Origin of the sequence: Pelomonas sp. Root1444, from assembly GCF_001426885.1 — a bacterium.
Lineage (GTDB): Bacteria > Pseudomonadota > Gammaproteobacteria > Burkholderiales > Burkholderiaceae_C > Pelomonas.
Genome location: NZ_LMFP01000003.1, coordinates 808,518 through 821,082, shown reverse-complemented (window position 1 = coordinate 821,082; position 12,565 = coordinate 808,518). Strand labels below are relative to the sequence as shown.

Here is a 12,565-nt window from a genome sequence, read left to right as displayed (position 1 = left end):
CCGTCAGCCCAGCCGCCGCGCCAGCATTGCCGCTTCGCCCAGGCGCAGCGGCATGCGGCTGCGCAGCGCTTCGGTCAGCAGGCCGGTCCAGCAGCGCAGGATGTCGGGGTGGTCGGCATCGCCGGGGTGCAGCTCCAGCCGCAGCAGCCGGGTGTCGCGGGCCTGATGGGCCAGGTAGGTGTTCCAGGCTCTCGAAAGCTGCCGCCGCCACGCCGCGCGGGTGCTGAAGACGAGGCTGGGTGCCTTCAGCGCCTGCCGCTGCGGCAGCGCGATCACCTCGGTCAACGTGCAGGTGTGCCGGAAGCCGGCCTTGCCCACCGCCTTCAGGCTGGCCGGGCTCATCAACCAGGCCGGCGCGACGAAGCCGTCCATGCTCAGGCCCAGCGCCTTGGCCCAGGCGCGGCCCTCGCGCAGCTTTGCCAGCGCCTGCTCCCGCGTCAGCGCCGCGAACTCACCCTCACCGGCGGTGTAGTGCCGGCGCAGCAGGTGCTCGCGCAGCCCGCGCGCCGGCGGGCCCTCGTCGCGGTGGGTCAGGCCGTGCAGGCACAGTTCATGGCCCGCGCCCGCCATGCGGTGCAGCCAGCGCAGGTAGCGCGCCGGCAGGGCGGTGTCGCCGTGCATGTGCGGCACCACCAGCAGCGTCAATGGCAGCTCGATGCCGGCGGCATCGGCACAGCGGCGCACATGGCCAAGCACGCGCTGGCAGCCCTCCCAGCGCGATGGGGCCACGTCGTGCAGCACCACGCAGAGGTCGCGCGTGCTGCACGCCTTGCCGCCCGTGACCGGGCGCGGCGTGGCCATGCCGGGCGTGCGCGCCAGCCCCCCGCTGAAGCTGCTCGGGGTCAACGGTGGCGTGCCAGCTGCGGCAGCGCCAGGCCGCCCGCAGGCATCAGGGCCGGCGCGGCGGAGCGGCCCAGCAGGGCCGTGTAGCGCTGGGTCAGCTGGGTCATGACGAGCGGCCAGTCCTGCGCCTGGGCTCGCGCGAGCGCGGCGCGGCGCTGCGCCGCGTTGTTGCCGGCCAGGCTGGCACGCATGGCCTCGGCCCAGCGGTGCGAGCGCGGCTGGTCGACCAACAGGCCCGCGCCTTCGGCCAACTCCGCCAGGCCGCCGGCCGCGGCGACGACCACCGGCGTGCCGCAGGCCATCGCTTCCAGCACACCCAGGCCGAAGGTCTCCTGGTCGCCGGCGTGCACATAGGCGTCGGCGCTGGCCACCAGGCGGGCCAGGCGGCTGGCGTCATGCTCGGGCGGCAGCACCAGCACCTGCGGGCCGACCGGCGGCAAGGGGCCGCTGCCCACCGCCACCAGCATGTGGCCGGGGCCCAGCCGCCGCACCGCGTTGGCGAGCAGCTGCAGGTTCTTCTCGGCCGCGAAGCGCCCGGTGTAGACCAGCAGCCGCGTCGACGGCGACAGGCCGTGCTCGCGGCAGAAGCCGGCGCGCCAGGCCTCGTCGTGCGCACGCGGCGTGAACACCGAGCAGTCCACGCCCAGCGGCTGCACCATCACGCGCGGCACGCCCCAGGCCTTGAGCTTGTCGGCCAGGCCGCGGCTGGGTGCCAGCACCAGGTCGAAATGCCGGTACAGCCCGACCAGGTAGCGCCGCGCCCAGCGCTCGGCCTCGAAGCCGCGCCGCGTGGCCGTGCCGCGCGGGCCGCCGACCAGCCGCGCCGCCAGCGCCGGCAGGTTGCTGTGGCAGAAGGCCACCGCCGGCACCTGCAGCGACTCGGCGGCGGCGAGCGACGCCCAGGCCAGCGTGTAGGGGTCCGCGGACTCGATCACGTCGGGGGCGAGGAACTCCATCTGGCGCCGCGCACGGGCCCGGCTCAGCACCACGCGGTAGCCGCCGCTGCGCGGCAGAGGGATGCCGCCACAGTCCAGCTGGCCGCTGCCCTGTGCGCCGGGCGCGATGATGGTGTGCCGCCAGCCCAGTGCCTTGAGCCGCTCGTGCTTGGCGGTCAGCACCCGGCGCACGCCGCCCGTGGCGCCCCAGAACATCGAGACATCGAGCAGGTGCGGACCGGCCGCGGCCTGGATGGGATGAAGGCGTGCCGGTGGCGCGGCGAGGTCGGGTTGAGGCTGCATCCGCACGCCAAGGCAATCGGCATGCCCGACGCCGCAAGGGCCTGGCCTGCCGTTTGCTTCGGCCGCCCATGGCCTCGACCACCACTGCCCGCCAGGCCGGCCTGCGCTGGGTCAACGATGCGCAACCCGGCCTCACGCGGCGGCCGGGCAAGGCAGGCGGCTTCGACTATGTCGACGCCCGCGGCCGCCGCGTCAAGGATGAAGCGACGCTGGCGCGCATCCGCCAGCTGGCCATCCCGCCGGCCTGGGTCGACGTGTGGATCAGCCCGCATGCCGACAGCCACCTGCAGGCCACCGGGCGCGACGCGCGCGGGCGCAAGCAGTACCGCTATCACGCCGACTGGCAAGCCGGCCGCGGCCAGACCAAGTTCGACGGCCTGCGCCGCTTCGGCACGGTGCTGCCACGGCTGCGCCGGCGCGTGCAGCAGGCGTTGGCCGGCCCCGACGAGCCGACGCGCGAGCGCGTGCTGGCCGCGTTGGTGCGCCTGCTGGACACGACCTGGCTGCGCATCGGCAACGAGGCCTATGCGCGCGAGAACGGTTCCTATGGCCTGTCGACGCTGCGCAACCGCCATGCCGGCGTGAAGGGCGACGCCATCGAGCTGTCCTTCGTCGGCAAGAGCGGTGTGCGCCACCACGTGCGCCTGGCCGACCGGCGCGTCGCCCGCATCGTGCGGCGCTGCCGCGAGCTGCCGGGGCAGGAGCTGTTCCGCTACCTCGACGAGGACGGCGTGAGCCATGCGGTCGGCTCGGCCGACGTCAACGCCTGGCTGGCCGCGGCGGCCGGCGAGCGCGTGACCGCCAAGGACTTCCGCACCTGGCACGGCAGCGTGCTGGCGCTGCAGTTGACGCTGCAGGCCTGCGCCGAAGGGGCCGAACCCTGCCGGCCCGCCCAGGTGGTGGGGGCGGTCGCCCAGCGCCTGGGCAACACCGCCGCGGTTTGCCGCAAGGCTTACATCCACCCGCGCGTGCTGGCGCTGAGCGAGGCGCTGGGCGACGAGGCGGCCCGCGCGGCGTTGCGCGGCCTGCCCTGGGCGACGGCGCCGGCCGCCCGCACCGGCTTGAGTGCGGCCGAGCGCCAGCTGATGGCGCTGCTGCGCTCGCGCAGCGCTGCGATCAGCGCGGCAGCGACAGCGCGCCGTTGAGCGGCAGCAAGCAGGCCGCCTCGGCCCAGCCAGTGCATTCCAAGTCGGGCTGGCGCAGCAGGCGCGGCGCTTCGGCGCTGCGGCTGCCTGCCAGCAATAGCGTGCGGCAGCCGGCGCGGCGGCCGGCCTCGACGTGGTCCAGCGTGCCGCCCACCAGCCATGAACGCTCCAGCGCGATGCCGTGGCGGCGCGCCGCGCGCAGCAGCAGCCCGGGTGCGGGCATGCGGCACAGGCAGGACGGCCGGCCGTCCGCTCCCGGCGCGTGCGGGCAGACGAGGAAGTCCAGCAGCGCGACGCCGGCCGCGGCGCGCAGCGCCTGCTCCAGCGCCGCCTGCAGCCGTGCGAACTGCGCCCGTGTGAAACAGCCGCGCGCCAGCCCGCTTTCGTTGGTCACGACGGACAGCGCGAAGCCGCGCCCGTCCAGCGCCACCAGCGCCTCGGCCACGCCGGGCTTCAGGTGCAGCAATTGCGCGTCGATGCTGCCGGGCGTGCCGTCCAGCAGGCTGTCCTTGTCGATGAACACCGCGGCCCGGCCGGGCGGCGGTGGCTGCGTGGCCGGCCAGATGTCGCCTGCCTGCGCCGGATGGCGGCGCCAACGCAATGGCCCGGAAGCGAACAGCATCACGACGACCGGCCGCCGCGCTGCAAGAAGACTCTCAAGGGGGCAGGGCGGGCGCTCGGGTTCGTCATTGGCGGGCTGGAGATGGGCAGGCGGTGGGAGGGAGGTAACAAACGGCAATCCGCATGCCCACCGCGAAATCGCTGCCGCGGGCATTGCGCTTGCCATGCAGCGGGGTCATTCGCCAGCCCCAGGACACCGCCCGTGCGCATCGCCTACGTCACCGAGACCTTCCCGCCTGAGATCAATGGCGTGGCGCTCACCGCCGAGCGCGCCGTGCGCCACCTGCGCGCTGCCGGCCATGCGGTGCAGCTGATCCGGCCGCGCCGGCCCGAGGATGCGCCTTGCCGCAACGCCGAGGAATGGCGCTGCGGCGGCGGCCCCATCCCGATGTATCCCGAACTGCGCTATGGGTGGGCGACGCCGGCCGCGCTGCGCGAGCTGTGGCGCGAGACCGGCGGCCTGCCCGACATCGTGCACGTCACGACTCCCGGCCCGTTGGGCTGGGCCGCGCTGCGCGCCGCGCAGGCCGAGGGCCTGCCGGCCAGCGCCGACTTCCGCACCAACTTCCATGCCTATTGCAGCCATTACGGCCTGGGCTGGCTGGAGCCCGTCGTGCTGGGCTACCTGAAGCGCCTGCATGCGATGGCGGCCACCAGCTTCGTGCCGACGCGCGAGCTGGCGCGCCAGCTGGCGGCCCATGGCTTCGAGCGCCTGCAGGTGCTGGGCCGCGGCGTCGACCCGAAGTTGTTCACGCCGAAGCGGCGCGACCCGGCGCTGCGCCAAGACTGGCGCGCCGGCAGCGACAGCCGCGTGCTGCTCTATGTCGGGCGCCTGGCGGCGGAGAAGAATGCCGGCCTGGCCTTGCAGACCTTCGAGCGCCTGAGCGCGCGCCGGCCGGGCCTGCGCATGGTGGTCGTCGGCGACGGGCCGATGCGCGCCAAGCTGCAGCGCGCCCACCCGCGCGCCAGGTTCGTCGGCATGCAGACCGGCACCGCGCTGGCCCGGCACTACGCCAGCGCCGACGTGTTCCTGTTCCCCAGCCTGACCGACACCTTCGGCAACGTGGTGCTGGAGGCGCTGGCCAGCGGCCTGGCCGTGGCGGCCTTCGACACCGCGGCGCCTGGCCAGCATGTGCGCGACGGCATCAGCGGCTGCCTCGCGCCGGCCTGCGATGGCCTGGAGGCGGCCGACGCGTTCCTGGACGCCGCGACGCGCGCGCTCGATGCCTCCGAGCCTGACGGGCTGCTGCGGCTGGAGGCGCGGCTGACTGCCACGCAGGCCGACTGGACCAGCGTGCTGCACCGCTTCGAGCAGGAATTGCAGCAGCTTGCCGCCGCCGGCCAGCCGGTGCCGGGCTATGCCGCCATGGCTTGACAGCGGCCGGCTGCGCGGCGCCGAGCTGGACCTGCGCGGCGCCCAGGCGCTGCACCGCGCGGCCGCCCGGCCCCTGTTGCTGCACCTGTTGGCCCTGTGCAGCCGGCTGGCCGACGGTCCGCTGTGGGTGGCCCTCATCGTGCTGCTGCCCTGGCTCAGCGAGGGCGGCGGCCGGGAGGCCGGACTGATGCTGCTGCTCGGCGCCGTCAACCTGGCCGTGTACTACACGCTCAAGCGCAGCACGCGGCGCCAGCGGCCGTTCGAGCGCTGCCACGACATCCGGGCCTGCCTGAAGGTGCCCGATGCCTTCAGCTTCCCCAGCGGCCACACGCTGCATGTCTTCGCTTTCGCGATGCTGCTGGCGAGCTTCCATCCGGCGCTGGCGCCGCTGCTGTGGGGCTTCGCGGCGCTGGTGGGGTTGTCACGCGTGGTGCTGGGGCTGCACTTCCCGAGCGACGTGCTGTTCGGCGCGCTGCTCGGCACGGCCACCGCCAGCCTTGTGCGGCTGGTGCATTGATGGTCCCCGTCGCCGCCCTGCGCGCCGTCCCGCTGCCCAAGACGCCGCGTGCCTTCAGCTGCGCTTGCGGCCGGCCCATCTTCTTTCGCAACAGCCAGTGCCTGGCCTGCCAGCGGCCGCTGGGTTACGCGGCCACGCGCGGCAGCCTGCTGGCGCTGGAGGCCGCCCCGGCGCGCGCGGGCAAGGGCGCCTGGCGCGAGGCCGGCGTACCGGTGCGCCGCGCGCCGCGCTACGCCCGCTGCGCCAACCTGGACAGCGCGGCCGCCTGCAACTGGCTGCTGGACGCCGAGGAGGTGGCCGCCGGCTTCACGCTGTGCCGCTGCTGCCGGCTCACCCGCACGGTGCCCGACCTGTCCCAGCCCGACGCCGGCGTGTGGTGGTGCCGCATCGAGGAGGCCAAGCGCCGCCTCGTGTCCTCGTTGATCGGGCTGGGGCTGCCGGTCAAGTCGCGCAGCGAGGATGCGGCGCACGGCCTGGCCTTTGACCTGCTGCTGAGCCCGCCCGACGGCCCGGCGGTCATCACCGGCCACGCCGACGGCATCATCACGCTGGACGCTTCGGAGGCCGACGACGCCCGCCGCGAGACGCGCCGCGGCCAGCTCCGCGAGCCCTACCGCACGCTGCTGGGCCACCTGCGCCACGAGACCGGGCATTACTACTGGCAGCTGCTGGTCGAGCCGTCACCGTGGCTGGAGCACTTCCGCAGCCTGTTCGGCGACGAGCGCCAGGATTACGCCGCCGCGCTGCAGCGCCATTACGCCGAGGGCGCGCCGGCCGACTGGGGCCAGCGCTTCGTCAGCGCCTACGCCAGCGCCCATCCCTGGGAGGACTGGGCCGAGACCTGGGCGCACTACCTGCACCTGGCCGACACGCTGGACACGGCGCGCAGCTTCGGGCTGGACGGCGAGCGCGTGGAGCTGAGCTACGAGCGCTTCGGGCCGGATGTCATCGCCGGCGGCGACGACCCGGACGTCCAGGGCTTTCTGGCGCTGATCAACAGCTGGATGGAGCTGACGGGCGTGCTCAACGAGCTGTCGCGCAGCATGGGTGTGGCGGACTTCTACCCGTTCGTGCTGTCGGTGCCGGCGGTGCGCAAGCTGCACCTCGTGCACCGGGTCATCCGCGGCGCCGCGTGAAGCTGCAATGACGCCAGGCGGCCGCATCCCGCGGCGCCGGCGTCTGTCTTCAGGGGCTTCAGTTGCGATCGGCGCGCGCCGCCCGTGTGCCGTCGGCGTTCCAGTCGCTGCTGGTGGTGGTGGTGCCGGACGTGCCGCTGCTGCTGCTATTGCCGTTGTAGCTGCTGTTGCTGCCGCTCGTCGGGGTGGTCGCGTTGCTGCCGCTGTCCATGCTGCCGGGCGCCGTGGTGGTCGCGGTGCTGCCGCTGTTCATGCCGCTGCTGGTGCTTGAAGTCTGGTCGATCGGCCGGGTCTGCGTCTGCGACGGCGTGTTGCCAGGGGAACTGGCCGAGCCGCCAGCGGCGCCGCCGGTGCCCTGCGCATAGGCCAGGCTCGCGGCTGCGGCGGCGAGGACTGCGGCCGCGCCGGCCGCTTGGGAAAAGATCTTTCTCATGCCTAACTCCTTGAGTGGTTGCCATTGCACCCGCCACTTGCGGGCGGGCCATCATCCCGGGGCAAGGCAGGTGCCGGGCAGACGGCCTCAGCGCGCCAGCGCCCACATGCGGGACATCGGCGCAGAGGGCTCCGGCGCTGGTGGCTGTGCGGGCGTCACGCCCGTCAGCGAGTCCAGCCGCCGCAGCACATGCCCCAGGTTCAGCGGCTTGGGCCAGAGTTCGCAGAAGCCCGTGCCGGTGATGTCGAAATCCGCATGAGCCGTGACCGCGATGGCAGGCGCCCGCTCACAGCCAGCCACCGCGCGCAACCGGCCGAGCAGCTCGCTGCCATGGCAATCGGGCAGGCTGAGGTCCAGCAGCAGCAGCGAAGGCTTGAGCCCCGCCGCCTTGTGCATCGCTTCTTCGCCGTGGGTGGCGATCACCAGCTCCAGCTGCGGGCGGCGCTCGAAGATCGCCGCCATCAGCAGGGCGTTGACCGGGTGGTCCTCCACATAGAGGACGGGGCGGCGAGCGAGGCTTTGCATGAAATCTCCAGAGGGCGTTGGAAATTACTGGCAAACGGCGTGCCCGAGCCGCGGGCACCGCACTTGCCGTTCGGGGGATGTATCCACTCGAACCGCAGGCCCCGCCCATGACCAACCCGCAAAACCGCAGCTTCGGCGTCTTCAAGCCGGTCGGCCATGTGGTCATCTCGTTGCCCGACGCCGCCGCCGTCGACCGCACCGAAACCGCGCTGGCGACGTTGGGCCTGCCGCCGGGCGCCGTACGGCGCTATTCGGACCGCGAGATGCTGCGCCAGATCGACGACGACATCGCCAACGCAAGCCCGATCGCGGCCGTGGGCCAGGAGATGAACCTGGTGCTGGCCCATCGCGCGCTGGCCGAGCGCGGCTACCACTGGCTGGTGGTGCACGCCAACAGCGACGAGCAGGCCCGCGCCATCGCCGACGCGGCGCGCGCCCACGGTGCCGAGCGCGCCCAGCACTATGGGCACTTCATCATCGAGGAGCTCATCGACCGGCCGGGTGACATCCCGCAGGTCGCCGAGTCGCCCGACCGTGGCCTGGACGCGCAAACGCCCTCCGGCAAGGAGGCCGAGGTGGCGGAAGTGAAGAAGGCAGTCGGTGGTTAGTTTTACCGCAGCCTCTGCCGAATCTCTGGAAAGGACGACATGAGCACCGATGACACCCTGAAGACCCAGCGCGAGATCCAGCAACGCCAGGACCGCGCTGACGCCGCCCAGGCGAAGAGCGACGAGAAGGGCGAGGCCGTGCAGGCCGGCCCGCGCACCCAACCGGTCGACCTGCCGGCCCAGCACCTGGAGAAGCCCGGTGTCGAGGCCGACCTCGAACTCGCGCCACGTTTCATGGCGCCCGACTACCGCGGCAGCGGCAAGCTGCAGGATTTCGTTGCGCTGATCACCGGTGCCGATTCCGGCATCGGCCGCGCCGTGGCCGTGCTGTTCGCGCGCGAAGGCGCCGACGTGGCGGTCTGCTACCACTCGTCCACCGAGGACGCCGAGGAGACGGCGCGCTGCGTCGAGGCCGAGGGCCGCCAATGCCTGCTGTTGCAGGGTGACGTGAAGGACAGTGCCTGGTGCGACAGCGCCGTGGCGCAGGTCATCGCCCGCTTCGGCAAGCTGGACGTGCTCGTCAACAACGCGGCCTTCCAGGAGCATGCGTCCTCGCTCGAGGACCTGGACGACGAGCGCATCCAGGAGACGCTGGACACCAACATCGGCGGCTATCTGCGCATGGCCCGCGCGGCGCTGCCACACCTGAAGAACGGCGCCTCCATCATCAACACCGGCTCGACGACCGGCCTGCGGGGCAGCCCCAAGCTCATCGACTACTCGGCCACCAAGGGTGCCATCCATGCGATGACCAAGGCGCTGGCCAGCAACCTCATCGACCGCGGCATCCGCGTCAACGCGGTGGCGCCCGGCCCGGTCTGGACGCCGCTGAACCCGGCCGATTCGCCGGCCGACAAGGTCGCGGAGTTCGGCAAGCAGACCGACATGAAGCGCGCCGCCCAGCCCGAGGAGCTGTCGCCGGCCTACGTCTTCCTGGCCTCGCCGGCCTGCGCGGGCTACATCACCGGCATCGTGCTGCCGGTGACCGGCAGCGTGGGCGCCATCTGAGACGGTCAACAGCCCGGCACCCCGTTTGCCCTGCAGTCTGGCTCTCGCCATCCCTTTCTCTCCATCTCAAGGATCCACCATGGCCACCACCACTGCCAACACTCCTGCGAATTCGCCGTTCCCCACCTCCTCGGCCTCGCCCGCCACGCCGGCCACGTCCGCAACGGGCACCGTCAACGAGGTGGCGAACAAGGCCGATGCGGCCGTCGACAAGGGCGCGGCCGTCGGCCAGGACGTGCTGAACCGCGTCGTGCAGGGCGCGCACCAGGCCATCGACCGCATGGCCGACACGGCCGCGCCGGCGGTGCAGAAGGTGCAGGAGGGCGTCCATGCCGCCAGCGAGGCCCTGAGCCAGCGCGCCCACGATGCGCGCGAGCTGGGCGACGAGTGGTGCGAAAGCCTGCGCTGCACCGTGCGCGACAACCCGCTGACCGCCGTTGCCACGGCGCTGGCCGTGGGCGTGCTGATCGCCCGGTTGACGCGCTGAATGAGACCCCGGGCGGTCTTGCAGACCGCGCTGCGGCTTGCGCCGCAGCCCTTCGGCAGGCACATTGCGCACATCGGGCGCAATGTCCGGCCTCAGCCCCCGCGGGGACGGCGGGCTCGCGGCAGCGAGCCGCAGGCCCCGCCCGACGGGCTGGCCTGGAAGCGGCCCGGCGCTCGGCCCGTAATGCATCGTTGAGATCAACTTGACCGAACCTATCGCCGACACCCCACCTCCAGGCTCCTCCGGCCCGGCGCAGCGCGCCGCGCCCGCGTCGCTGCGACGGCAGCTTCAGACCCTGTGGCGCGAGCTGCCGGGCCTGCTCAGCGACCGCGTCGAGCTGCTGTCGCTGGAGCTGCAGCGCGCGGGCCAGTCCCTCGCCGAGATCGTCGTGCTTCTGGTCGGAGTGGCCGTCCTGGGCGTGACGGCCTGGCTGGTGTTGTGGGCGGCGCTGATTGCGCTGCTCGTGAGCCTCGGACTGCACCTGTTGTGGGCGCTGCTGCTGGCCATCGCGATCAACGGGCTCGGTGTCGTGCTGGCGCTGCAGCGCGTGCGCCGGCTGTTGCCGCGGCTCAAGCTGCCCGCCACCCGCCGCCACCTGATGGTGTCGCCCGACCCCACGCCGCACCCCACCAAGGACCATGCCGATGACAGCCCCGCTGCCTCCGCTGCCGGCCAGCCTGTCCCCCGCTGAGGGCCCGGACGACATCGACGCCCGCATCCTGCGGGTCGAGCAGCGCCTGATCGCGCGCGAGGAAGGCCTGCGCCGCGGCGTGGCCGCTTTCAGCGAACAGCTCGGCGAGAAGCTCAAGAAACCGCGCCGCCTCATCAAGCCCGCGCTGATTGCCGCCGGCGTGGCGACGCTGCTGCTGTGGCGGCCCACGCGCACCGCGGCAGCCGGTGCCGCGACGGCTGCGGCCGCCGCGCCACCGCGCCCGGCCGGCGCCGGCGTGCCCTGGGTGAGCCTGCTCGGCCTGGCCTGGCCGATGCTGCCGGCGCGCTGGCGCCATCGCATCAGCCCGGTGACGGCCAGTACCGTCATCACGCTGGGCCTGCCGCTGCTGGAAAGCCTGCTGCGCGCCAAGCGCGACCAGCCGCCCGCCGAGCCGCTGGCGACCGTCCCCGTGGTCGACCTGGACCGCCTGGCCGGCCGCTGGTTCCTGGTCGGCGAGCTGCCTGCGGCACTGGAGGACGAGCCGCACCAGCCGCCCGAGCTGGGCCTGCTGGCACGGGAGGACGGCCAGTTCGACCTGCTGCAGCGCCGTATCGATGGCCACGGCACGCATGGCCGGCAGTCGCTGGTGCAGGCGGTGCCGGGCAGCCAGGGTGCGCGGCTCAAGGTCAGCGCCTGGCCGGCGCCGCTGCAGTGCCTGCCCTGGGCCTGGACGGAGCACGGCGTGCTGCATGTGGATGCCGGCTACGACGAGGCGGTGATCGGCAGCGCCGAGCGAGATTCGCTGTGGGTGCTGGCCCGCCAGCCGCAGCTCGCCCCCGAGCGCCGCCAGGCGGTGCTGCAGATCGCGCGCGACCAGGGCTTCGATGTCGGGCGGTTGCGCTTCAGCGAGGCGCCGTGACCCTGGATCTCGCAGCGCTGCTGCGCTTCGACGTCTCGCCGTTGGAGCTGGTCGTGCGCGGCAGCGCGATGTACTGGTTCCTTTTCCTGCTGCTGCGCTTCGTGCTGCGGCGCGACACCGGCTCCGTCGGCGTGGCCGACATCCTGCTGCTGGTGCTCATCGCCGACGCCTCGCAGAACGCGATGGCGGGCAGCTACACGACGGTGGCCGAGGGCGTCGTGCTGGTCGCCACGCTGGTGGGCTGGAACTGGGCGATGGACTGGGCCGGCTACCGCTACAACTGGGTGCGCCGCTTCGTCGAGCCGCCGCCGGTGGTGCTGGTCCGCCACGGCCACCTGATCGGCCACAACCTGCGCCGCCAGCTCGTCACCATCCCGGAGCTGATGGCCGCGCTGCGGGCTCACGGCATCGACAAGCTGGCCGACGTGAAGATGGCGCGCATGGAGCCCGACGGCGGCATCAGCGTCATCCGCGCCGACAAGCGCGAGGACGAAGGCGACGACGCCCAACGTAAGAGCGTGCCGCTGGGTTGAAGCACCCCAAGGCACATGCCTTGCCGCGTGCCTGCGCGGGACCGTCCCCGCGCCCTGAGGAAGAACCACCATGGCACGCAGCAGCCTGCTCGGCATCGACACCGCGCCGACGCCCGCCCCCGGCCGTGACGCGGCCAGCCTGGGCCCCGGCGACAACTCGGACAGTGGCAGCGACGTCGTCGGCCTGGAGGACGACGCGGACCCCGGCATGCCGGTCGACGTGGCCTTGCGCGGCGACCAGCCATCGCCGCTGCCGCTGGGCGAGACCACAGCCGCCGCCGAAGGCGACGACGCCGGCGTGCGCGACGGCGCCGACATCGGCGTGGACCGCATCTTCACGCCGGGCGAGGTGGAGCTCGACGCCGACGACGCCGGTGCCGCCGAGGCGGCGGTGAACCTCAACGCCACGGTTGGCGATGAGGACGACGAAGAGGACGAGGAGGACGAGGAGGACGGCGGCAAGACGGCCGAAGATCTGCCCGGTGAAGCCGACCCGGCCGAGCGGCGGCCGGGTCGGGATTAGTC

General features: G+C 73.0%; 16 protein-coding genes. 11 read left to right on the top strand and 5 right to left on the bottom strand.

The genetic code is table 11. From position 1 onward, the window contains the following. Positions 1-3: 3 nt before the first annotated feature. Positions 4-846 carry a DUF2334 domain-containing protein gene (locus ASD35_RS06665; RefSeq protein WP_157275408.1) on the bottom strand — a complete coding sequence of 281 codons (843 nt, stop codon included), beginning with the start codon at positions 844-846 and terminating at the stop codon, positions 4-6. Beyond that, complete coding sequence (locus ASD35_RS06660; protein WP_056874087.1) at positions 843-2,081, bottom strand: glycosyltransferase; 1,239 nt, start codon at positions 2,079-2,081, stop codon at positions 843-845. The genes ASD35_RS06665 and ASD35_RS06660 overlap by 4 nt, the downstream gene beginning before the upstream one ends. A 68-nt stretch (positions 2,082-2,149) precedes the next feature. On the opposite strand from ASD35_RS06660, the gene ASD35_RS06655 reads away from it, so the two are divergent. Beyond that, positions 2,150-3,226: a DNA topoisomerase IB gene (locus tag ASD35_RS06655; RefSeq protein WP_056874086.1), complete on the top strand. Its 1,077-nt coding sequence runs from the start codon at positions 2,150-2,152 to the stop codon at positions 3,224-3,226. On the opposite strand, the gene ASD35_RS06650 is transcribed toward ASD35_RS06655, so the two are convergent. After that, positions 3,198-3,848, bottom strand: coding sequence for an HAD-IIIA family hydrolase (locus ASD35_RS06650; protein ID WP_056874085.1), 651 nt, complete (start codon positions 3,846-3,848; stop codon positions 3,198-3,200). The two genes, ASD35_RS06655 and ASD35_RS06650, sit on opposite strands and share 29 nt — an antisense overlap. 201 nt (positions 3,849-4,049) lie before the next feature. Here ASD35_RS06650 and ASD35_RS06645 point away from each other — a divergent pair, with 201 nt between their 5' ends. Genes ASD35_RS06645 through ASD35_RS06635 form a run of 3 tightly spaced genes read left to right on the top strand, consistent with a single transcriptional unit; the run spans position 4,050 to position 6,875 of the window. Further along, positions 4,050-5,222: a glycosyltransferase family 1 protein gene (locus ASD35_RS06645; protein WP_056874084.1), complete on the top strand. Its 1,173-nt coding sequence runs from the start codon at positions 4,050-4,052 to the stop codon at positions 5,220-5,222. Continuing rightward, complete coding sequence (locus tag ASD35_RS06640; protein WP_056874083.1) at positions 5,206-5,739, top strand: phosphatase PAP2 family protein; 534 nt, start codon at positions 5,206-5,208, stop codon at positions 5,737-5,739. Before ASD35_RS06645 ends, ASD35_RS06640 begins: the two co-directional genes overlap by 17 nt. Next, positions 5,739-6,875 (top strand): putative zinc-binding metallopeptidase, encoded by a 1,137-nt coding sequence (locus tag ASD35_RS06635; protein WP_056874082.1) that lies wholly within the window; start codon positions 5,739-5,741, stop codon positions 6,873-6,875. The genes ASD35_RS06640 and ASD35_RS06635 overlap by 1 nt, the downstream gene beginning before the upstream one ends. Before the next feature lie 58 nt (positions 6,876-6,933). On the opposite strand, the gene ASD35_RS06630 is transcribed toward ASD35_RS06635, so the two are convergent. Together ASD35_RS06630 and ASD35_RS06625 are read right to left on the bottom strand one after the other, a co-directional pair. Beyond that, a complete protein-coding gene (locus tag ASD35_RS06630; protein ID WP_056874081.1) occupies positions 6,934-7,308 on the bottom strand; it encodes a hypothetical protein in 375 nt (124 codons plus the stop codon). Positions 7,309-7,395: 87 nt separating this feature from the next. Next, on the bottom strand, positions 7,396-7,833 hold the full coding sequence (locus ASD35_RS06625) for a response regulator (RefSeq protein WP_056874080.1): 438 nt from the start codon (positions 7,831-7,833) through the stop codon (positions 7,396-7,398). Positions 7,834-7,940: 107 nt separating this feature from the next. On the opposite strand from ASD35_RS06625, the gene ASD35_RS06620 reads away from it, so the two are divergent. The 7 genes from ASD35_RS06620 to ASD35_RS06590 all read left to right on the top strand — a co-directional run bounded on the left by ASD35_RS06620 (position 7,941) and on the right by ASD35_RS06590 (position 12,563). Beyond that, positions 7,941-8,441 (top strand): hypothetical protein, encoded by a 501-nt coding sequence (locus ASD35_RS06620; protein WP_056874621.1) that lies wholly within the window; start codon positions 7,941-7,943, stop codon positions 8,439-8,441. A gap of 39 nt (positions 8,442-8,480) precedes the next feature. Beyond that, on the top strand, positions 8,481-9,449 hold the full coding sequence (locus ASD35_RS06615) for an SDR family oxidoreductase (RefSeq protein ID WP_056874079.1): 969 nt from the start codon (positions 8,481-8,483) through the stop codon (positions 9,447-9,449). A gap of 79 nt (positions 9,450-9,528) precedes the next feature. Then, a complete protein-coding gene (locus tag ASD35_RS06610; protein WP_056874078.1) occupies positions 9,529-9,936 on the top strand; it encodes a hypothetical protein in 408 nt (135 codons plus the stop codon). Between the two features lie 202 nt (positions 9,937-10,138). Beyond that, positions 10,139-10,627, top strand: a complete 489-nt coding sequence (locus tag ASD35_RS06605; RefSeq protein ID WP_056874077.1) for a phage holin family protein — start codon at positions 10,139-10,141, stop codon at positions 10,625-10,627. Next, entirely contained in the window at positions 10,581-11,507 is a 927-nt protein-coding gene (locus tag ASD35_RS06600) for a lipocalin family protein (protein WP_056874076.1), read from the top strand. The genes ASD35_RS06605 and ASD35_RS06600 overlap by 47 nt, the downstream gene beginning before the upstream one ends. Further along, complete coding sequence (locus tag ASD35_RS06595) at positions 11,504-12,040, top strand: DUF421 domain-containing protein (RefSeq protein WP_056874075.1); 537 nt, start codon at positions 11,504-11,506, stop codon at positions 12,038-12,040. Before ASD35_RS06600 ends, ASD35_RS06595 begins: the two co-directional genes overlap by 4 nt. 70 nt (positions 12,041-12,110) lie before the next feature. After that, positions 12,111-12,563 carry a hypothetical protein gene (locus ASD35_RS06590; protein WP_056874074.1) on the top strand — a complete coding sequence of 151 codons (453 nt, stop codon included), beginning with the start codon at positions 12,111-12,113 and terminating at the stop codon, positions 12,561-12,563. The last annotated feature ends 2 nt before the right edge of the window (positions 12,564-12,565 follow it).